Consider the following 23,287-nt stretch of genomic DNA (forward strand, 5'->3'; position numbering starts at 1 on the left):
CCCTCTCATATAGCCATAGTTCTTCAGTCGTAGTTTTGCTTTATGTTAAATGCATTTTAGGTTTTCCCAGGCAAGGATGATCGCGCTGCGGCGATGTTGCATTTATTTGTAATTATCATAATTAAAACAATTAATTTTTTGTTTGTCATTGCCTTGGGGTGTGGCTATAACAGGCTCTCAACGCACTAATCGCAGTGCAGAGGGGGGCGTATGCCGAACTCCAACCCTGTCATGTCCGATGCTTCTCCCGTGCAAGATAGCGGGTCGACATCGCCTGTGCCGGATCTGCCCAAAGGCGGGGGTGCCGTTCGCGGCATCGGCGAGAAATTTGCCGTCAACCCCGTGACCGGCACCAGCTCATTGACGCTTCCGATTGCCTGCTCGCCCGGACGTGCCGGCGCCACGCCGCAACTCGTGCTGTCTTACGACTCGGGAACCGGCAACGGCCCGTTCGGCATGGGCTGGCAATTGGGATTGCCGACGGTCAGCCGCCGTACCGACAAAGGCTTGCCGCAATATCGGGACGATGAGGCGTCGGACAGCTTTCTGCTGTCGGGGGCGGAGGATCTGGTTCCCGTACTGTTGCCAGACTCCGAGGGCGGTTCGCGCATCAAGGAAACGCACCGGCACGGTTACCGCATCCGCTACTATCGGCCGCGCATCGAAGGGATGTTCTCGCGTATCGAGCGTTGGACGCGCGAGTGCGATGGCGACACGCATTGGCGCAGCTTCAGTCGCGATAATGCCTTGACGATCTACGGCGCCACGCCCGACAGCCGGATCAGCGATCCCAGCGACCCCCGCCGTGTTTTCTCCTGGCTGATCTGCCAAAGCTACGATGCCAAGGGCAACGCGATCGACTATCGCTACCTGGCCGAAGACCAGCAAGGCGTGGATCTCGGACTGGCTAACGAGCGCAACCGTCTGCGCGGGGCCAACCGATATCTGAAATCGGTTCGTTACGGCAACCGTCGGCCGCTATTGCTGGATGCGACCAGTCCCAGTTTTCGGCCGCCGGCATTGCCCGATCTATCCGATGCGTCATGGCTGTTCGAACTGCTGTTCGATTACGGCGAGGGGCATTACCAGGAGACGACGGCCGACGATGGCGAGTGCTACGCAGGCGTGCGCCTCGATCCGTTGCACGCGTGGCCTGCGCGCGCGGACCCCTTTTCCGGCTATCGCGCCGGCTTCGAAGTGCGCCACTACCGCTTGTGCCGTCGTGTGCTGATGCTGCATCACCTGCCGGAAGAACTGGGCGTTGCCGATTATCTGGTCAGTGCGCTGCACTTCAATTACCGCGAAAAAGCGCGCGGCAGCCAGATGATCGGTGCCACGCAGTCCGGTTATCAACGATTGCCAAACGGGGACTACCTCAAGCGCAGCTGGCCCGAGTTGACATTGGATTACAGCGAAAGCCCCCTGGATGACGGCCGCTACCGGCAACTGCCGGTGCAGGCCGCGCCCGAGGATAGCCTGGACAATTTGCCCGCGGGTATCGATCTATCTCGTTACCGCTGGGTGGATCTGAACGGCGAGGGGATCGCCGGCGTGTTGACGGAGCAGGGTAACGGCTGGTTCTACAAGCCCAACCTCGGCGAGGGGATGCTCGGTGCCGCACGCCAAGTCTCCGCGCGCCCCTCGTTGGCTAATCTGAACGCCGGCAGGCAGCAATTGCTCGACCTGTATCGCGACGGCAATCTGGCCCTGGCGGAATTCGATGCGCCGAACCCGGGGTTCTACCCGCGCGGCGAGGCGGCCGGCTGGCAATCATTTCGTCCATTCCCTTCGCTGCCCGATCTCGATTGGCGCGATGCCAATCTGCGTTTTATCGATCTGACCGGCGATGGCCACCCCGACATTCTGCTGACTCGCGATACGGCGGTCACCTTGTGGCATGAGTCGCTCGGTGCGGATGGTTTCGGCCCGGAGCGACGTATTCATCCCAGTCTCGATGAGGAAAGCGGACCGCGCGTGGTATTCGCCGATGGTACCCAATCGGTCTTTCTGGCCGATATGAGCGGCGATGGATTGACCGATCTGGTACGCATCCGCAACGGCGAAGTCTGCTATTGGCCGAACATCGGTTATGGACAGTTCGGCCCCAAGGTCTGCATGGACAACGCGCCCTGGTTCGACGAGCGCGACAGTTTCGATCAGCGGCGTATCCTGTTGGCCGATATCGAAGGCTACGGCACCACCGATATCCTGTACCGAGGACGCGATGGGATCCGCGTCTACCTCAATCGGCACGGCAATAGCTGGTCCGAGCCGCGTCTCCTGGCGCAGTTGCCCGCCACCGACAGCGCCACGGCATTGACGGTGGTGGATTTCCTCGGTCGCGGCACGGCCTGTCTGCTCTGGTCCTCGCCGCTTCCGGGGCATGCGCGCCGGCCTTTGTGGTACCTGGATCTGATGGCTGGCGGTAAACCGCATCTGTTGGTCTCGGTACGTAACAATTTGGGCGCCGAGACCCGGATCGACTATGCCTCCTCCACGCACTTCTACCTGGAGGATCAGGCTGCCGGTACGCCATGGATCACGCGCTTGCCGTTTCCGGTGCATGTCGTGGCGCGGGTGGAGACGCGAGACCTGATCGACGGCAATCGCTTTGTCACCCGCTATGCCTATCACCATGGCCATTACGACGGGCTGGAGCGCGAGTTCCGCGGTTTTGCTCGCGTGGACCAGTGGGACACCGAGGCTTACGGGGTGGACGAGGACGAGGGCGCGGCGAGCAACTTCGATCCCGCTTTCTTCGTGCCGCCGGTGCTGACCAAGACGTGGTACCACACCGGTGCGCTCGACCGCTCCGGCCGGGTGTCGCGCCAACTGGCACACGAATACTATCGGGAAACGGGGCTAGACCAGGCGGAGCTGGCGGCGCTGCTGCTCGACGACACCGTCTTGCCGCCAGGGCTGACTGGGGATGCCCTGCGCGAGGCGGTGCGCGCGCTCAAGGGCGCGCGGCTGCGGCAGGAAGTGTACGCGCTGGACGATACCCCCGAATCGACGCGGCCTTACTCGGTATCGGAAGCCAATTACACCATCGTGCCGCTGCAGCCGCGCGGCCCCAACCGTTACGCGGTGTTCTTTACCCATGCGCGCGAAACCCTGAGCTGCCAATACGAGCGCAAGTTGTTCGCCGTCCATGACGGCCACACCTTGCCCGAGGCGGCCGGCTGCTCGCAGGCCGGCATCCGTTGGCTGGCCGATCCACGTATCAAGCACGATATGGTGTTGCGGGTGGACGCTTACGGCAACGTGCTGCAAGCATTGGCGATCGCCTATGGCCGTCGCTACCACGAATGCGGCGGCCACTTGAGCGATGCCGACCGCGCCCGACAGCGGCAAATGTTCGCGACGTTGAGCCAGGCCGCGTTCACCGGGGCGGTGGACTTGGCCGAGGCTTATCGCACGCCGCTAAGAGCCAGTGCGCAAAGCTATGAGTTGATTCGGCTGGCCGAGGCCTACGCGGCCAAACAAGGTCGCGGCGTGCCGAGGCTGTTGCGCTTCGAGGTGGTGCAGCATTTGTTGGCGCAAGGAGCCATCGATCTGCCTTATGAAGACGTCCAAGCTGCCGGCGCGGTGCTGCCGATGCTCTATCGCCGCTTGATCGACAGTGAGGCGATCCGTTACCGCGGCAACGATTTGAACCGTTTGTTGCCGTTGGGCGAGCTTGAGTCGCTGGCGCTGCCGGGCGAAGGCTACCGCTTGGCGTTCACCCCGGGTTTGATCGACCGGATCTATCGCCAGACGCGCGATGGCGTCGATATCCCGTTGCTGCCGGATCCCGCCACCTTGTTGGGCGGCAAGGGGGGCGATCAAGGGGGTTACGTCGACTTGCATGGCGACGGGCACTGGTGGATGCCTTCGGGGCGCAGCTTCTATCACCCGGATGCGTTGGCCGCGCCAGCCGAAGAGTTGGCGGAGGCTTGCGCGCATTTCTTCTTTCCCCGGCGATTCAGCAACGCGTTTGGCGCCGAGGCCTCGGTGGATTACCTGCATGATCTGCTGGTGGCGCAAACGCGCGATGCATTGGGTAATACCGTGTCGGCTCGCTACGATTTCCGCGTCTTGCATCCGAGCCTGATGATCGACCCCAATGGCAACCGGCAGAGCGCCGCCTTCGACGCTTTGGGCCGGACGGTGGCGACCGCGATCGGCGGTAAGGATGGCGAGGGGGTGGGCGATTCCCTGGACGACTTCGGCGTGTTCGACGCCAACCTGGATTTGACCCGTCTGCAGGACTTTGCCGCCAGCCCGGAGGCCGCCGCCGCAGGGCTCCTCAAGAGCGCGACCACCCGTTTCGTTTACGACCCGCACCGCTACCGCCGCTGTGGCGAGCCGCCATTTGCCGCCACCTTGGCGCGTGAAATGCATGTCAGCGACTTGGTGCCGGATCAGGTCGGCCCGATCCACATCGCCCTGACTTATTCAGATGGTTTCGGCCGCGAAATCCAATCCAAGATCCAGGCGGAGCCAGGGCCGGGCGCCTTGCGCGCGGCGCCTGCGCGGCTGCCGGACGGCGATATCGTGCCGGGTGCTTTGCGCCTGGCGGACGACGGACTGCCGCTCTCCGGGCCGCTCGATCCTCGCTGGGTGGGCAAGGGGCGCACCGTATTCAACAACAAGGGAAAGCCGGTCAAGCAATACCAGCCGTTTTTCAGCAGCACGCACCTGTTCGAACCCGAGACGCAGCTGCGTCAGGTCGGCGTCACGCCGATCATGTGCTATGACCCGCTGGGCCGGCTGGTGATGTTGCTGATGGCCGATCATAGCTATCGCAAGGTGGTGATCGGCCCTTGGCAGCAGCAGTCTTGGGATGCCAACGACACCGTGCTGCAAGCCGACCCGGCGGAAGACCCCGATGTCGGCGGATACTTCCGCTTGCTGCCGCCGGTCGATTACCTGCCGACTTGGTACGCGAGTCGTGCCGATGGTCAACTCGGCGCGGATGAGCGCAACGCCGCATTGCGCGCCGCCGAACATGCCGCGACGCCGCCTAGGGTGTACCAGGATGCGCTCGGCCACGACTTTCTCAGCCTGGCCGATAACGGTCGTTTCGGGGTCTATGCCACGCGCAGTCTGGTGGATATCGAAGGCAATCTGCGCCAAGTGATCGATGCCTTGGGGCGCACCGTCGCGCTGTACGACTATGACATGCTGGGCCATCGCATCCGCCAGGCAAGCATGGAGGCCGGCGAACGCTGGATGCTGCACGATGTCAGCGACAAGCCGATCCGCGCCTGGGATAGCCGGGGGCACGGTTTCCGCACCGAATACGACCGCTTGCGCCGCAGCCTGCGCCATAGTGTGCGCGGCAGCACGGCCGAATCCGACCCGCGCACGCTCGGCCGCGAGGTGGTGTACCAAAAGACCGAGTACGGCGAAGCGCAACACGATGCCGCGGCGCGTAACCTGAGAACGCGCCCCTATCGCCAATTCGACGCCGCCGGCATCGTCACCAGCGAACGTTACGATTTCAAGGGCAATGTACCGGAAACCCACCGCCAACTGCTGAACGACTATAAGGATCTGCCCGACTGGGACGATGCCGGCGAGGTCTTCAGCAGCCAGTCGGTGTTCGACGCACTCAATCGGCCGGTGCAAATGTTACTGCCATATAGCCAGCAATCGGCGGCGGGCTATACCGTACTGCGCCCCGCTTATAACCGGGCCAACCTGTTGGATCGCATCGATTGCTGGCTCGATCTGCCCGCCCGGCCCTCGGCGATCTTGGCGCGCACGGGAGCGAGCCTGCGCCCGATCGAGCAGATCGACTATGACGCTCAAGGTCGGCGCACACGCATTGTGTTGGGCAATGGCGTGGCCAGCGACTACGACTACGACCCGCTTACCCTGCGGCTGCGGCGCCTGGCGACGTGTCGCGGCGGCGCTGTTTTGCAGGATTTGAGCTACGTCTACGATGCGGTCGGCAATATCACCCGTATCGGCGACGATGCCCAGCAGTCCTTGTATTTCGACGGTGCGGTGGCGCAGCCTGGCCACGATTATCTTTACGACCCGCTCTACCGGCTGATCGCGGCCGATGGGCGCGAGTTCGTCGCGCCGGGCCAGGACGGCGCCCCGGCCAGTGCCAGCGACGTGCCGCGCGTCGGGCAACGCTGGCCAGGCAATCCGCAAGCGATTCAGCCTTGGTGCGAGGAATATCTATACGACGCAGTGGGCAACCTGTTGCAACTGCTGCACCACCACGGCGTCTTGTCGGCCAATCTCGGCGAGATCGCTTGGCAGCGTCATTACCACTACGACGCGCCGAGCTTGATCGATTCCGCGCAACGCAATAACCGTTTAAGCCATAGCGCAGTCGGCCGCGTAGACGAACATTACCGCTACGATGCGCACGGCAATATCGTCGGCATGCCGCGACAAAGCGCCATGAGTTGGGATTTCAAGGATCAACTGCACTGCTCTGCGCGCCAGGCGGTGCGGCCGGACGATGACGCGGCTCGGGGCGAGACGACCTGGTATGTCTACGACGCGGGCGGCGACCGCGTGCGTAAGGTCACCGAGCGTTTCAACGGTCGCCGCATGCATGAACGGATCTATCTCGGCGGCATCGAGCTTTACCGCGAATACGACGCGCACGGCGTCAAGGTGCAGTTGGCGCGCGAAACCCTGCACGTGATGGACGGCAAGCGGCGTGTGGCCATGGTCGAGACCCGGACGATCGGTGCGGCGCACGATCCATCCCCCGCGCGTCTCACGCGTTACCAGTTGGCCGATCACCTGGATTCGTCCTGCCTCGAACTCGACGAAGCCGCACGCCTGATCAGCTACGAGGAGTACTACCCCTACGGCAGTACCGCCTATCAGTCGCTTAACCGGCGCGTGCGGGCCGCGGCCAAACGCTATCGCTATACGGCGATGGAGCGGGATGAAGAAACCGGATTCTGCTATCACCGCGCCCGCTATTACTTGCCGTGGCTGGGGCGCTGGCTCAGTTGCGATCCGCTCGGCATCGAAAGCGGCGTGAACCTCTATGCCTACGCCAACGGCAATCCGGTGGCGAACACCGATACCAATGGCACGGCCTGCGATCCGACGGTCGCCACTTGCATGGACTTCGAGGGGCAGGAGATCAACTTCACCTCCTCCTCGCCGCTACGCGAAGTGCCCTTTGCCGTGCATGTGGACGAAATCGACGCGGTGCGGGGCGATTTGGCCGGCGGTGTGGCCGGTTCTCCCTCCGATCCGGCGAACAAGCAGTTACTCGACTGTCGGACCAATACCTGCTCCAAGAGCAACTACGTCGGCAGTTCGCCGCCGCCGCGCCGTCCGGCGGTTTCGATTGCGGACAATCCCGAGGAGGCCGAGAGCCGGTTGCTGACCGGGCGTTTGGACGAGATCGAGGAAATCCGCGATCTGGCCGACCAGGCCACCGCCAATACCGCGGCCGGCCGCCGCACCAATGCCGCTTTGCGTTATCGGATCGCGCGCGATCCGGCTGTGGGGCGGTTCTTGCGTTCCATCGGCATCAATCCGGACGATTTGACGCTGTTGCCGTCGCCGAACGGCGGGCAGCGCCCAACCGGACCGTCGGTCAATTTCTCGCCGCGCGACGCCGATATCAACCCGGCCACCGGCGAAGTCATTCCGGGGCCGAATACCGACGCCGCGATGGCGCGTCGCGCCCAGCGGCTGGCAAGTCAAGCGCCGCCGGTGGCCTCGGTACTGTCGGCCGAAGCCGGCCTGGTGGAAGAGGAGCTGGCTTCGCATGTCGCCCCGCCCGCCGCGCCGCCGCGCTTGCCGGCGGGCGGAGGGGGCGGCAGTCCGATCAGCGGCGCCGCGACCCAATTGGGCGTGACCTTGGTGCCGGGAACCGCCGAATCGCTACTGGTGACCGAGGCGGCGGGCCATACCGCCTTGCAATTGGGTTTGCCGCGGCTTGGCGCCGCGGCGCTTTCCGGGGCCGAATCCGGCGGTCCGGCCGCCTTGGGCGGCTTGGTGGGCGCGCCGGCGGGCTACGTGTTCGAAGGGGTTGCGCGCGAGAATGGCGCCAGCAATACCACGGCGATCGGTGTCGGTACCGCGGGGGCGGTGGCGACCGGGGCGACCGTTGCCGTCGCGGCGGTGCTGATCGTGGCGACCGCCCCGGTTTCTCTGACCGTCATCGCCGGTGCCGCCATCGTCGGCGGGCTTGCCGCCGGTTTTGGCTATCTGATGTCGCATGCGTTGTAGAGGAGTGATTCCATCATGTCAGCCTTGATCGTCATTCGTTTGGTGCCGGGCACTCCCGTCGACGGCGACACTTTCATCGATTACCTGACCGGGCTACAGATCGAAGCGTTCGACCTGACCTACGGCAGCGTACCGCAAGGGGTCTCGGTCGGGGTCGCGAAGTATATCCCGCCGACTTCCAGCCCGATTTCCCCGCCGCCCGCGCCGCCCGTGTACGCCGCTTTCCCCACTTTCGATCCGGCCACCGGCATCGTGCAGCACTTCGAACTCAGTAGCGGCTTGCCGCCGCTGGTGTATTACCCGGTCAGCGTGGCCACGGCGGTGATCAAGGTGGCGTCGCCGACCGCATTCGAAAACCTGCGTATCGTCATGACGCGCGGCGGCCATAGCTGGAACGTGGCCGAGGCGTATTACAACGCGACGCTGGCGAGCGGTTCGCCCACGCCCGCCATGTATCAGGGTCTGAGCGTCACCAGTTGCTATCTGACGCTGCCGCCCTCGTCGGCGCACGGTATCAGCGTCAGCTTGCCCTCGGACGGCACGCCGCCGGCGTTCGACGATCTGGTTTTGGCCATGACCGCGGTGTTGAACATCGATCCCGGCGGTGCCCCGCCGGCGCTGGCCGATTTGAATCCGCAGCAATGCGCCAATCTAGCTCATGAAATTGTCTGGAGCGTGCCCGGCCCTATGCCGGTGCCGCCGGACACGCTGGAAAATCTGTATACCGATCCGCCGAACACCGGCACCTTGACCGATAGTCACGAACAGAACCGCTTGCAGTTCCAAGGGTCGCTATCGTCCTACTACGCGCCGCGCGATGCCAACGCCCAGCAGCTCACCACCTATGTGTACGCGGTGGCGGCGGCCTTCAAGTGTCAACAGATGACCCTATCGGCCACCCGGGCGCTGTTCGAACTGCCGGTGGATGCCGGTATCAGCCATGGCGGCCCGTTGGGCAGCACGGAGGTGTTGCTGGTCAATCCGGGCGGCGGCGCGTTGCCGGTGAGTTTTGGGGTGCCGGCAGCATACTTCTACGCGTTGGATGCCAATCTGCCGCCGCAAGTCAGCGTGGCGCAGCGCTTTAACATGGCCACCGGCGACCGGGCCGAGCGCTTATTGGTGCAGCTGGCCGATGCCGTGGACAAGGGGGTCATCACCGATCAAGAAAAGATCAACGGCGCCGGGCCTGCCATCAACCCGGCGCAGGCCGTGCGCCGCATGAATGCGCTCAGTGCCGGCGGCAGTCAGTCGCGCCCACCGTGCCCGGTGGACGGATCGATCACCACGGTGCTGAACGATTGGCTGGCCTACGGTGCCGATTGGCCCGATGCCACGGTGCATCCGATCAATGAATTCTGGATCATCGTCAGCCCGCCCGGCGGCGAGGCCGTGACCCATCCGGCCGATTATCTGGATTTTGTCCTGGTGGCGCTGACGCAAGGTTATGTGCCGCCCGGCAGCCCGCAGTCGTTGAAGGATCTGGTGCTGGCCAATCTGATCGTGACGCCGGCCGGTGCGGTGCACCCCACCACGGTGGCGCAGTTGGCCGAGGCGCTGAGTTCCGATTGGCGCACCTTCTTTGTCGGGAGTCCCGGTTGGCCGGGCAATCAATGGTTGCCGCCCTTTACCGGCTTGGGCAGCCCCGAGGCTCGACTGGCGGCTTTCATCACCTATATCCGGCAGTTCTTTTCCGCCGCACCGCCTGCGCCGCCGGCAAGCTACAGCGCCGGCAACCCGGACGCGCCGCCGGTGCTGCTGCCGCCCGCCACCGACTGGATCGCGCAGGCGATGCAGCAATATGCGCTGTTGCCCGGCGGGGCGCCGATCGTGCTGGGTAACGGCTTCGACGACACGCTGATGGCGCAAGCCGCGCAGATGCTTTTTCCCAACGACGCCCATGCCCAGGCTTGGTTGATGCAGGCCATGCATGCGCTCGACGGGTTATCCGCGTTGGTCAAGCCGCTCGGCGTGACGCCCCAACTCGGGTTTTCGCTGATGGAGGCGCTCTATGCGCGCGGCTTCCGATCGGCAAGCGATGTTCTGGCGTTGTCGCTGACCGAATTCGCCACCTCGCTGATCGGTAGCCTGGCCTACGACTATGCGCCCACGATCTTCGGCAACGTCGGCGGCAACCCCGGGCAGGGCCCCGTACCCGGGCCGTTCGGACCGGTCAATCCCGGCGATCTGGTCAATTGCCTGCCGGCGCCGTGCCGTTCGCCGTTGGGAGAAATCGAATACCTGCATGAGCTGTTGGCGCTGGCCGAGAGCGCCACATGCGACGACCCGCAGGCGCTGCCTGCCGCCGGCCACGCCACCTTGGGCGATGTGCTCGCCACCCGGCGCGGCCCGCTGGGCCAATTGTTGGCCGATTGTCCCAATCTCGAAATCCCGCTGCCGTTGATCGATATCGTCAACGAAAATCTGGAGAGCCTGGTCGCCACCGCGCCGGGGCAGACGCAGGGAGTGGTCTACCAGACTACCGGCGATGCGCTGGCGGGCTATCCCTTGTGTGCCGCGCACTGCTGCGGCGCGTCGGAAGAAGGGGAGGCGGGCTGCCACGACCCGGCGACGCTTTACGCGACGCTGCCGGGCTATTCCAGCCCAGCGGTGCCGCTGGCGGTGCCGTCGTGCTATGCGCTGCTGGCCAACGACTTTTCCGCGCCCGGCTTGCCGTATTCGCAGGCGCTCGACGTCAACGGCGCCTACCTACGCCACCTCGGCACTTCGCGCTATTCGGTCATGCGCCGCTTCCGTCGCGACATCACCGCCTTTGTCCACGACCCGGCGCTTGCGCCGCCGGTGTTTCAGGCGCACCTGTGGCGTTACCCGCTGAGCCTGGACTTGACGCTGGCCTACTTGTGCCTGACGCAGCAAGAGGCCGATGCCTGGTTCGGCGATGCCACCACCACCGCGGCATGGAGCATGCTGGGCTTCGCCACGGCAACCAGCAATCGCGTGCCGTGGACCCGTACCTTGTCGCAAGTGTCGGAGTTTCTCGCCCGCACCGGTTTGTCTTGGTGCGAATTGGTCGAGTTGCAGCAATGCGGGGTGGTGCCCTTCAGCTACAGCGGCAGCCAAGACGGCAAGCTACCGCCCTGCGAGCCATGCTATCCAGCGCGTTATTCGCTGACTTTCGGCAATACCACGCCGGCGCAGACAGGCTTCGCCACGCTGGCGGTGTTCATCCGCTTGTGGCGCAAGTTGCAATGCTGCGGCGCTATCCGTCTCAGCATGAACGATTTGGCCGACTGCTATGCGGTGTTGATGCCGATCGGCGGCGGCATGGCCTTCCTGCGCGAATTGGCATCGCTCCTGTTGTTGCATGAGGAATGCCATGTCGCCTTACGCGATGGGCACGATCATGCGCCGGGCAGCGGTGCCGATCGTTTGCATATCCTGGCGCTCTGGGTGGGCAGCGGCGCGCGCAAATGGTCATGGGCCGTGGCGCAGTTGCTGCACGGCGTGCGCCCCGCGGCGTTGCGTCGCCATCGTTGCCATGACCGCCCGCCGCAGTTCATTAAGTTGCTGGAGCAAAACCTCGATCCCTTATCGCGCCTAGCGGGGTTCGACCCCGCAACGGCCGGGCTCGAATGGCATGCCAAGCCAAGCGCTACGCTGCGTTTCGCCGAAGTGCTGGCCAAGTTGTACGCCTCCGCCTTCAGCGTCGGCGAGGTGCTGTATTTGTTCAGTGCCGATGCCCATCTGGATGGCGACGATCCTTTCCCGTTGCAAACCGCCAACGAAGCGCTCGATCTGCCGCTGGATCTACCGGACGAGCTGCACGAAGCATCGCTTTGGCATTTGCGCCGCGAGTTGTTGGCGCTCACGGTTGCACCGCACGACGCTCACCATTGGACCTGGGCGCGCATCAGCGCCAGCCTGCGCGACGATTTCGGTTTTCAGCCGCCCGCCGGCGGCGACACATGGCAGACGCTGGGGCAGCATTTCTTCCCGAGCATGCTGGGCGCGAGCCCTCTCGACCGGCGCTTCGGCGTTCCTCTGCCCGGCTCAAACCCCTTGATGTGGAATACCCCGCTGGATGGGCCTTTCCAGTACGACGCCGCAACGCAATCGCTCTGGACGCAGTTGCCGCTTCGCGATGAAGCCGTGATCGAAAAATTGGCCGCCATGCGGCCGCTGGCAACGGCGGCAGAGCAGCAAGCGGTGCAGAACCTGTATTTTCTGCCGCGCCTGGCGTTGGCGCCGTTTGCCTTTCTTTTCGACGACTATGCGGCGGCCGAACGCTTGCTGATCGAATGTGGCGACGAAGACGAACGCTGGGCCTTTTTCCAGCATCAGTTCGCCCTTTGCCACGCGCGTTGCCGGCAAATTGCTTGCCATCTGGCGCGTCACGCTCAGCGGGCGGACGAGGGCGGCGAGCAGGTCGCCTGGGCGGTGATCCGCAATCTGTGGGGCGACGAGAACCGCGGTCTTGCGCCGTGGGAAAACGACAATGGCGCCGAACCGCCTGTGTTATGGCAACCCCGGCCCAATGGTTGCGGCTTTGCCGCCTTGCTGGGCTTGACCGGGACCGGGCTCATGGGCGAATTCGGCGTGGGCGCGAACAACACGCTGTGGCGTGAAACGCGCGGGCCGCTCACTGCCTTCGACGCGGTACGCAACCACCGCAATACGCCGCAACCCACGGTGATTCCCGCTCTCGGCGCCAGCTTGTCGGCGCAGCAAATGCAGACGCTAACGCTGCACAACGGCTATGCCCTGTCCGACGAGGACGGGGTTTTGCTGGGGGGCGTGCAAGGGTTTGTCGTGCGTTGGCGCGGGGTACTGCTGATCGAAGAAGCCGGCGACTACCATTTTCTGGCGGGCGCACCCAGCCGCGATGGCGAAGTGCCCGACTTCGAGCAGGCCGAGGAACGGCGCTGGCGCGTCCAGCTTGCGCGCGGGCAACGGACTTGGCAATTGCTCAACCATCGCTGGGACGACCAGCAGGAGCATGCGCATCCCCATCTGCCGCTCGCTCGCGGCGCCTACCAATTGACCATCGAGTTCGAACAGCCCGAACCGCGCGGCGAAGACTGCGATTGCCAGGAGCCACGGCCATTCCACACCGGCTTCGCCCTGAAATACAAAGGGCCGGACAGCGATGAACACTGGATCGCCTTGCCGTTGTGCCGGCTCTACTTGCAGGACAAAGACGGCACGCTGGGGCAGGGGATCAAGCAGCGCGACAACAGCGTGTTGAACAACTATCTCGACGCGCGTTATGTCAGCACGCTACGCGATATCCGCCGCACCTATCAGCGCGCCTTCAAGGGGATGCTGTTCGCCAGCCGTTTCGACCTGTCGGCCAAGCGCATCGCCGACGACCGTCAGTCCGAGTTGGGCTTCATGCTGGCCAACCCGGATCGTTTCGCCGGGCGCGCCTACGCGCCCTCGGGCGGCGGTTATATCAGCCATGACGCCGGTTTCGATTTCAACTTCTGGCCGCTGTTGGACAACTATCTGGCGCCCGATGCCGCGGTGGACGATCGCGTCGCGCCGAGCCTGAAACGGCAGCAGGCGCTGTTCGACTGGTGGGAGCGCACCTTCGATTACACGCGCATGCGCGCCGACACCCATAGCGCCCCGTCCCGTCCAGCCTGGTTGTTGTTTCACGATGCCCAGGAGCAGCAGCCGGCCGACCCGAGCTATTTGCTGCGGCATATCGGCGTCGATCTGCGTCATGCGCATGCCGTCACCCAGGTGTTCGATCTGGCCGCCGGTGCGCTCTATACCCTCGCAAGCCTTGACCTGGAGGACGATCGCTGGGCAGTGCGGGTATGGCATGCCGATAACGGGATGCGCGAGTTGGCGCACGACTTCGCTGCGCGCGACATCGAATTCGCCCGCCCTTGCCTGTGGGCTAGCGCCACTCCCGATATCGCTCTACCAGGGGAGAGCGCCAGCGGCAATGCCAACTTGGTGGCCTTCGCGCAGCAAGGGGAGTTTGCCGCTGGCGCGCCGCGGCGCTATCAGGGACTGCGCCGCCTCAACGATTGTCTGCGTCGGAATGCCCGTGACGCCCTGCTGGCCTATCTGACCGTCAATAGCCGCGTGCCCTTGCCCTGGGGCGGTTTTGCCGCCGCCCCCGTCGATATCGCCGCCTTGCTGTTGCTGGATGTCTCGACTGGCGTATGCGAAAAGGCCAGCCGCATCCAGGAGGCCATCAGCGCCGTGCAAAGCTTCATGCGGCGTGCGCGCCTGGGCTTGGAGGCGGGATGGACGGTGAGCGGCGATTTCGCCCGTCTATGGGACAAGCAGTTCGCCGATTACGCCGTTTGGCTGCGCTGTAAAACGCGCCAGGTGTACCGCGAGAACTGGATCGAGTGGGCGGAAGCGGCACGGGCGAGCGAGGTGGAAGCCTACCGCTTGCTCAAGCACGAGCTGGCTCGCGCAACCTTGTCCATTGCCGTGCCGGGCGGGCTTGAGTGGTGGCCGGATCAAGTGCCGCCGGCACACGGCGGTCTGATGGTGCTGCAGCAACGCGAGCCATCGCAATTACACATCATCGCCGAGCGTGAGGGTTTGGGCTTGCAAGGATTGCCGGATCGCGACGGACAACTGTCGTGGCTGGCGCCTTTGGCCGCCGACATCCCCAATCCGCCCAACCCCGGCGGCGGCACCCCGAACGATCCGACCGGCGGTAAACCCGCCGGCGCGGTGGCCGCGGCGGCGCAAGGATTGGCGACCGCCCAGGCCTATGGGCCGCCGTTGCCGTTCTGGCTGGAGGCGGCGGTCAAGATGGGGCGGCGTTTCTATCGTATCGCCGCGGCTGGCGAGCCGTTTGCCGGTCATGCTTTTGCGCCCCAAGGCAACGCCCAAAGCACGACCTGCTGCGCGTGCTGCGGCGAGACGCATCCGCCGCTTGGCGACGAGTATTATTTCTGGCTGGAGGCCGGCGAGGTGTTTAACGAACCGGTCATGGCCGTGGGCGAGGATGTCGAGCCGCACAATTTCCAGTACGGGTTCCAGAACGATCTGTACGATGCGGCCGAGCAGGAATCGACGCTGTGGCAGACACCGGCGCAATTGCCGCAATTGCTGGCCTGGGCACCGAAACCCGTCGTTTACCTGGCCTGGACGCGGTTGCACAACGGCGAATTTCAGCCGCCGCGTCGCGCCGTGACCGGAGTCGCGGTGAGCGATGCCGCCAGCGCCGACCTGCAATTCCTGGGGCGCAAGGACGATTCGCTGACTTTCGCGGTCAGCGGCGCGTTAGCTGCCGAGCCCGGTTATCTTGACCCCAGCGCACCCGGCTTCCGCTACGACCTTGCGGCCGACAGCGCTCAAACCTTGCCGCTGGTCGATAGTGCCCAACCGACCGGGCTGAGCTATCCGGGCGGATTGCCGGCCTATCCGTTCTTCGTCTATGATGAGCCCGGCGCCGCGCTGTTTCCCACCAGCCTCTATGCGCCCGCGCTGGCGGTCGCCTGCGTGCAGCGTGCGCACTGCCGTTTCGAGTCGGCCATCAAGTGGTTGCAATTGGCTTTCGATCCGCTGCATCAGGACAATACCTGGGTACGTTGCAAGCGCAGCACCGACGACACCGACGCCAACACGCTGACGCACGTGGGCGAGAGCGACTTGATTCACAGCTGCTGCAGCAGCACCGGCATCAGCGATGCCGTGGCGCGCAACCGTTCGATTCTGCTCGAAGTGCTCGACACGCTATTGGCCTGGGCCGATAGCATGCTGCGCAAATCGACCTCGGAAGCCTTCCAACAGGCGCGTCTATTGCTGGATACCGCCTCATGGATCTTGGGACCGCGTCCGGCCGATGTTATGAAGCACACCGTGGCCGATGGCATGACCGTGGCCGCGTTCGTGGCGGATTTCGCGCCGCTCAATCCTAGATTACTGGCCGTATACGATCTGGTGGCCGACCGGCTCGATCTGTTGCATCGCTGCGAGAATGGGCGGCGCTTCAAAGAGGGGCGGCCCGGTTGCGAGCTGCCGTATTTTGGCCGCCCATGTCTGGGCGATGGCGGCTGCCCGGTCTCGACGCCGTGCCCGGAGCCCTGGGACGACTGCTGCGTGTCCAGTCCCTACCGCTTCGATGTCTTGATCGGCCGCGCCCAGGAGTTGGCCGGCAAAGTGCGCGAACTGGGCGGCGCCTTGTTGGCCGCCTACGAAAAGGGCGACGCCGAGTATCTGAACGCCATGCGTGCCCGCTTCGAGGCCGAAGTCGCCGAGATGAGCTTAGGTATGCGGCAAGACCAGTGGCGCGACGCCGACTGGCAGATCGAGGCGCTGCAAAAGACCAAGGCTTCGAGCCAGGCCAATCTGCTGTATTACACCAATTTGCTGCAGCATGGCCTGATCCCGGATGAGCTGCAGTACCAAAGCCTGACCGAGAGCGCGATCGTGACGCACGCGGCGGGCAACACCATCGAGGCGATCGGCGAAGTGATCAAGCTGATCCCCGATGTGTTCGTCGGCACCTCGGACTATGTGCAGTTGCCGGTCGGCACCAAGCTTGCCGGCATGTTCGAGTCCATCGCCCGCATCATCAACATGGTGGCGGACATCGAAAGCGCCACCGCCGGGCTGGATTTGACCAACGCCGGTTGGGAGCGGCGCGCCGACGAATGGTTACATCAGACGCAGGTGCTACCGATCGAGATCCATCAGATCGAACGCCAGATATTGGGCGCCGACCGGCGGCGCGACCAGGCGCTGCAGGAGCTGAACATGCAACAGCGCCAGAGCGAGCAGAGCAGGGAGACGCTGGATTTCCTGCGAGATAAGTTCAGTGGCGACGCCTTGTACCTGTATCTACAAAAGGAAACCAGTGCGCTGTATTTCCAAGCCTACGAGATGGCCATGCGCGCAGCACACCAGGCGCAGCAGGCCTATTGGCTCGAACGTGGCGACGATTGGCGCCGCTTTGTCCCGTCGGATGCCTGGGATTCGCTCCATGAGGGGCTGCTGGCGGGCGAGCGGCTGGATCTGGCTCTGGCGCGTATGGCGCAGTCGTACCGCGACAAGAATCTGCGCGAGTACGAACTGACCAAGCACTTCTCGCTACGTCTGCACTTCCCGCTGGCTTATCTGCGCTTGCGCGCCGTCGGCCACTGCGAAATCGAATTGCCGGAGTGGATGTTCGATGCCGACTATCCCGGCATGTACCTGCGGCGCATCAAGAATGTCAGTCTGACACTGCCGTGCGTCACCGGGCCGTATACCGGCGTGCATTGCCGCCTGACGCTCTTGAGCAGCCAAACCCGTATCGACCCGCGCCTGACCCCACCGCCGCACCGCTGTTGCGACGAACAGCACGATGCTTGCGACTACACCTGCTGCTGCGACGATCCGCGCCTGCTGCGCCTCTACGGCGCACGCGAGGCGATAGCCACCTCGGATGGCCAGAACGACGATGGTTTGTTCGAACTCAACTTCCGCGACGAGCGCTATTTGCCGTTCGAGTACCATGGTGCCGTCAGTCGCTGGCGCATCGAATTGCCGCCCGAGAACAATGCCTTCGACTTCGATACCCTGAGCGATGTGGTGCTGCATCTGAACTACACCGCGCGCGAAGGGGGCGAGGCATTACGTTGCGAAGCGTTGCGCTGCGCCAAGCGGCACTTGCCGGGCGAGGGCTGGAGCCTGCTGGAAATCCGCCACGAATGTCCTTCCGCTTGGGCTCGCTTCCAGCAGGCGCCGCACGCCGAGTGCGAGTCGATGCGCGAGCTGGATATCGAACTGGTGCGCCGCCAGTTCCCCTTCCTGCCCGGCGAGCCGGAGATTGCCGTGGGCGAGTTCGCCTTGCTGTTCGAAACCTGCGAAAGCGACCCGCCGGCCGAGCACTGCGTAGAAGCCGCCTGGTTGCCGGAGGGCGGTTGCCGGGATGATCTCGAATACCGCGATATCCATTGCTACGCCAGTGCCGAATGGCCCTGCCTGTACCAAGGCCTGCATGCCCTGCCGCGGCGACGGCTCGACTGCGGCGAGCACCGGACTTTGCGTTTGCGCTTTTGCTGCAGCGGGCCTGTGACGCGGCTGTTCCTGCTGTGTCGCTACCACGCCGAGCCCTGCCCGAGGCATTGCCACGATGAACCGATGACACCGTGCGACTCGGCGCCTTGCTGCTGCGGGAAAGGGGAGGAGGGAGCCGTGGGCAGATGAAGAGCGGTTCCGGGGGGCTTGTCGCCGCGATTGGCCGGTAGCGGGCATTCGCGGCGACAAGCCGCACCTGCAACGAGCTTTTCTTGTTGAGCATGACGGGCTTGCTGTTGCTACATAGGAAATAAAAGTAAGAATAAATATAAAATAAAAAATTTCCTCATGAAAACTTGCTAAATTTATTTGGCAAGTTAGAGAGAAATTTTATGTGAAATGATTTTCTAATGCCTGAGTATATTATTTATTATCAGATAGCAGCGCTGAAGGTATATGAGAAGAAAATATATCTTTATGAGCAAAGAAATCTACATTCTCCAAATAGACCTCGAAAGATCCACCATTACCTGTGGTGATTTTTGTTTTTTCTGGCCTAGAGAAATCATAACCTTTCTTCGTGATTTTATATTCCCCAGTAAGTAAATTGTAATTAACTACTTTGCTTCTATCTATTAAATTTTCGTCTTTTTCATCTGGTGTAGCTTCCTCTTTTGTTGCCTTGGATATGGTAGAAAATGTTGTTTCAGTAAATCCAATTAAGCGTATTTTATTTTTGGTAAATTTAAACTGATAGACGCTGCTTAATGAGACTGGCCGGTAACCTTCTCCAGATGATTCATATATAAAAATGCTGCCATTCTTGATGGATGCATCAATTTCGTAGTTATTTGGATAGGAGAATTCTTTTGAAAGAAAGCTATGCTTTTTTGAGTTTTCGTTTAAAGAAACAGCAATTGTTGAATATACTGTCCCAGGATGATTCTGACAGTCTTGTTTAGAGCTTATTGAAACCGTGTCGGTTTGTGAGTCTTTGCTCAAGCTTCCACTGACCAATATAGGCTTTGTGCACTCTGCATTAGCAATTTGCACAATAACAACCCAAAGAAATGAGAATATTAATTTCTTCATCTAAATATCGCCAAAGTTAATTTGAAATTATCTCTTCTGTCGTTGTATGAGTTGGTTTTGTTGTTCACGATAGCTGTGATTTCATCGACAAAACTTGGTGCAGAACCTTTGTCGGCGATTTTATATAAGCCATTGTACCACCAAAACCATACAGCTGACCGAATGGCATATTTTGGCTGTGAGGCCAAATCCGGTGTTTCGACAAAATTAATAGATTCACCAGGCCATAGCTTCGGAAAATCTTTGGTCAGTTGAGTGTAGTTTGTTCGACCCGTTACTTGTTTATAACCACGCCCACGATATTTCCAGCCATCGCCGCTTTCAACCGTTCCATTTCCTAGGTTTGTATTTCCTTCATTACTGTATGCCCTATTGGCAATAGAAGAAGGCTCGGCTGGATGGCCATGGCGGCGGCCATAAAGCTCCGCCTCATCAGGATGGCGACGGAAATATCGGAAGATGCCAATTAAGCCTTTAGGGGAGTAGTTAAAGCTTTCATTTTTTTCGAGACCAGGTCCAGCCTCTTGCATGACCTGAGCAAAAAAATGTGCTTTTCTCAGTGGTGTGTCGAGTTTGAACCTAATCGGATCATGATTCAGTTCATCCGCGATGGCTTGCAGTTCTGCCATCTTGGCATTTTTAGCAGGCCCAGCATGCATGTGCACAATTGCTGGCCACATTCTTTGCATTTGCTCCAGCGATATCAAGGTCGCATTTTGCGCATCGACCTTGGTTTCCGGATTGCCTTGCGCATCCGTACCGGAAGAGGTGGGCATACCTTGCGGATGGAGTGGATTGCTGCCCTCCGGCGAGTGGCGGGTCGGCTTGGGTTGCGGTTTGATATCCGGATAGACGGTTTGTTGGGAATCCGGCGGATGCGGTTGGGTTTCCGCCTCGATCTTGATCAAGTCCACCACCGCCGTGAAATGCTGTTCCGCAATGCTATCGGGGCCGAGCTGCAGCGTACCGATATATTTGTGGGCTTTCATCTTTTTGGACAGCACCGAGAACCGTACTTGGCTGCCGCCGGGGAATTGGGCCGACACCATGCCATGGCTATCGGTAATGCCGAACTGCCCACCATCCGCGCGATCGCTCATGCTGCAGGATAGGCCGACAATCGGCAGCGCTCTTCCCTGGCGGACGGTCACACACACTTTAACCTGCGACATGCTGGGTTTCTCCATCTAATTCGTCGGGGTTGGTAGGCACATGAGAGACGAGAGTCCATTGCCCATTCCCCACATACGTCTCGATGTTCTCTGCTTGTTTGGTAAATACGGTGTCGGTGCTGCCGCCGTTATCCAAGTTGCCCGAGGCTAGCGTTTTGCCTTGGCTGTCGACCACCTTGTAAGGACTCTGCCTGAGGGTGGGGTCGCCTCGCATGGCTTGGCGTAAATTGAACCGTTGGCTATACGCCTGCTTTTGCATGAACGGCACCGAAGGCGGTTGCAAATTCAGGCTGGTCGGCCCATCCATGATCTGCGATGTGCCCTTGATACTGACCTTGCCCGGTGCATGCAGCTCGATCTTGCCGTCGGCGATGCGGATGTATGCGCCGCCACAGGTCAACAGCACTTCCTTCTTGCCGTTGTACAACTGTTTGCCGTTAACCGAGGTGATGGAAAGCGCTTGTTCAGCGGTCAACTCCATCTCGCCGCTTTGCGCCTGCACCTGCACTTTGCCCTTGCTGGCGATCAGCTTGAGGCTGATGACATCTTTCACCCCGGCGACGAACAGGCTGATGTGCTGGCCGACGTTGGCGAGCCATCTGCGGCCAGCGGTGTGGTTGACGTCGCGTTGCGCGACCAAGTCCAAGTTGCTGCCGGCGGCGACGGTTTGGCTTTGCTCGGTTAGGCTGGCGATACCGGCTGGGGCGCTCATGACCAGAATGGGTTGTTGGCCTGTGCCTTGGCCGTTCAATCCTGTATTGCTGCCGGTTTCCCACGCTTTGCTCTGCTCGTCGAGTTTTTTCTGCGGCTCGATATCCACCGTGTCGGCCAACTGTGCCGTGGCCACGTCACCCAGGCTTTGGCTCAGGGCGAGCGCGGCGTCGAGTTGGGCTTGAGCGCTGGCGCGTGCCAGTTGGTTACCGGCGGCACCCTGTTGCGCTTCGGTCGAGAGTAATAGGCCGTGCGCTGCGCGGACGGCGCCGTGCTGGTCGGTGCGTAGTTCGAACCCTTCGCCGCGTGCTTCGGCTTTGCCGTCTGCGCGCGGGTGCGTGAGAAAGCCCTGGTTGAGTTGCGTGGCGCCGTGGCTGCTCGCCAGTCGCGACCGTACCTGGTTTGGCGTGTCGTCGAACAAGAGTTCGTTGTGACCGCCGCCCTGATGCTCTTTCGATTTAATGCCGGACAGCGTCTTGTTGCCCGGGAGTGCGCCGCTGGCCGAGAAGGATGGCGGGTTATGGCTGCCGTTATACAACACCCCGGTCACCACCGGACGGTCGATGTCGCCTTCGATAAAGTCGATCAGCACTTCCTGGCCGATGCGCGGGATGAACTGGTGCCCCCAGGCGGCGCCGGCCGAAGGCATGGCGACGCGTACCCAGCAGCTGGAGCGTTCGTCGAAGCCGGCACCGGCCTCCGGGTGTTCCTGGTTGCGTGCCCAATGGAACTGCACCTTGATACGGCCTTGCTCGTCGGTGTGCACTTCCTCGCCGCCCGGGCCGACCACGGTGGCGGTTTGCGCGCCGAGCGCGGTCGGTTTGGCGTGTTCGGTGCCGCTGTAGGCCGGCGATAGCGGTAGGCCTCTGGGCTGGGCGTCGAATTGGGTTCGATAGGGCGGACTGTCGCTGGCGCTGATTAATTGTTGAGCCAGTCCCTCCGGTAGATTGTTGCGCGCCTGAAAGCTTTGCCGGGTGACCACGAACTCGCGTTGATCGACCGGCTTGCGCTCGTAGAGCGGATGCTCGTCCAATCTAAACCAGTGCCCGGCATGCAGGCCACGCGCCGTGCCGCTGCCTTGAAACCCTTGTGCGGCCAAGTCGTGCGCCTGCTGGCGCAATTGCGCATAACGCGTCAGACCATCGGCGTCGGAGGCGTAGTACAGCGATTGCGGATCGTAGCTCTCCAAGGAGCGCTCGGCCGGCTGGTCGGGGCGCTGGCTGCTGTCCATGCCCTGGCCGGTCTGCACCGCTTTGTAGTCGAAGCTGGCCAAACTCACTTGGCGGGTAGCCAGACTCTGGCGTGCCTGCCACTCGGTCAGACCGTCCTCGGCTTCGGTGGCGTCACTGCGATGGAAGCGCACCCGTTGCTGGCTGGATTGCGGCAGGCTGTACGGGTCGTCGAACACCGTCAGTTGAATGTGGCCGTCTGCGGTATGGAAACGCCAACCCAAGCCTTCCTCCGCCAGCAAGCGGGTCAGAAACGCTAAATCGCTTTCGCGGTACTGCAACGTGTAGCTGCGGGGAGCGGCGGGGCGCGTCAGCTCAATGGCCAGCGTCTGCAGCCGGGCGAACACCGGGTTGTTGGCCTGATGTTCGGCGATAACCTGCTTGACAATGTCCGGCACCGACAAATCTTGGAAAACCCGGCTGGTTGTTCGGTGACGCAAAAGGGCAAACGGCGGCTCAAGGACTAACCGGTAACGACTGAAACCGCCGTCGCTGCCGAGCGCTTGTGCCTGGGTCACCACCCCGGCACGAACCACCTCTTCGCCGTTTTGATCCCGAATCGCCAAGCGGGCCGACAGACCGAGCAGGTTTTTCAACGCCAGATTGGCGTCGGGCGACAGGCAGTCGACGCTATAGCGATAGTTGTCGGAGACGGCTTCTTCGCCATCGACGCTTTGCGGCAGCAGCCGGCCATCCCATTGGCCATCGTCGCCCAGTTGCAGCGATAGCAGACGTCGATCTTGCGTAAAAGCGGAAGCGAAGGCGGCCAACAACGAAGAAACATCCATGAGTGTAGAGGCTGTCGCGAATCATTCACGACATTATTGTTTAAAATGAAGTTATGGATTTTAATGGATTGTTATGGTGTGGGACAAGGATACCTGTTCCAAAGGACAGGTATTTCGGATTGATCTGAAGCGCGTGCGATAGCGAGGCGAACGG

At 62.1% G+C, this 23,287-nt stretch carries 5 protein-coding genes; 2 read left to right on the forward strand and 3 right to left on the reverse strand.

What is annotated here, in order from left to right; all coding sequences use genetic code 11:
- The first annotated feature begins 210 nt into the window (after positions 1–210).
- Both DFP86_RS00570 and DFP86_RS00575 read left to right on the forward strand, forming a co-directional pair.
- Complete coding sequence (locus DFP86_RS00570; protein ID WP_133678053.1) at positions 211–8,205, forward strand: SpvB/TcaC N-terminal domain-containing protein; 7,995 nt, start codon at positions 211–213, stop codon at positions 8,203–8,205.
- Positions 8,206–8,220: 15 nt separating this feature from the next.
- On the forward strand, positions 8,221–18,330 hold the full coding sequence (locus tag DFP86_RS00575) for a Tc toxin subunit A-related protein (RefSeq protein WP_133678054.1): 10,110 nt from the start codon (positions 8,221–8,223) through the stop codon (positions 18,328–18,330).
- A gap of 234 nt (positions 18,331–18,564) precedes the next feature.
- Here DFP86_RS00575 and DFP86_RS00580 read toward each other — a convergent pair whose 3' ends face one another.
- Genes DFP86_RS00580 through DFP86_RS00590 form a run of 3 tightly spaced genes read right to left on the reverse strand, consistent with a single transcriptional unit; the run spans position 18,565 to position 23,133 of the window.
- On the reverse strand, positions 18,565–19,233 hold the full coding sequence (locus DFP86_RS00580) for a hypothetical protein (protein WP_133678055.1): 669 nt from the start codon (positions 19,231–19,233) through the stop codon (positions 18,565–18,567).
- A complete protein-coding gene (locus DFP86_RS00585) occupies positions 19,230–20,405 on the reverse strand; it encodes a glycoside hydrolase family 19 protein (RefSeq protein ID WP_133678056.1) in 1,176 nt (391 codons plus the stop codon). Before DFP86_RS00585 ends, DFP86_RS00580 begins: the two co-directional genes overlap by 4 nt.
- Positions 20,392–23,133, reverse strand: a complete 2,742-nt coding sequence (locus tag DFP86_RS00590) for a type VI secretion system Vgr family protein (RefSeq protein ID WP_133678057.1) — start codon at positions 23,131–23,133, stop codon at positions 20,392–20,394. The genes DFP86_RS00585 and DFP86_RS00590 overlap by 14 nt, the downstream gene beginning before the upstream one ends.
- Positions 23,134–23,287 lie beyond the last annotated feature (154 nt).

It is taken from the genome of Paludibacterium purpuratum (genome assembly GCF_004363805.1).
In the GTDB taxonomy this organism is placed as follows: Bacteria; Pseudomonadota; Gammaproteobacteria; order Burkholderiales; family Chromobacteriaceae; genus Paludibacterium; species Paludibacterium purpuratum.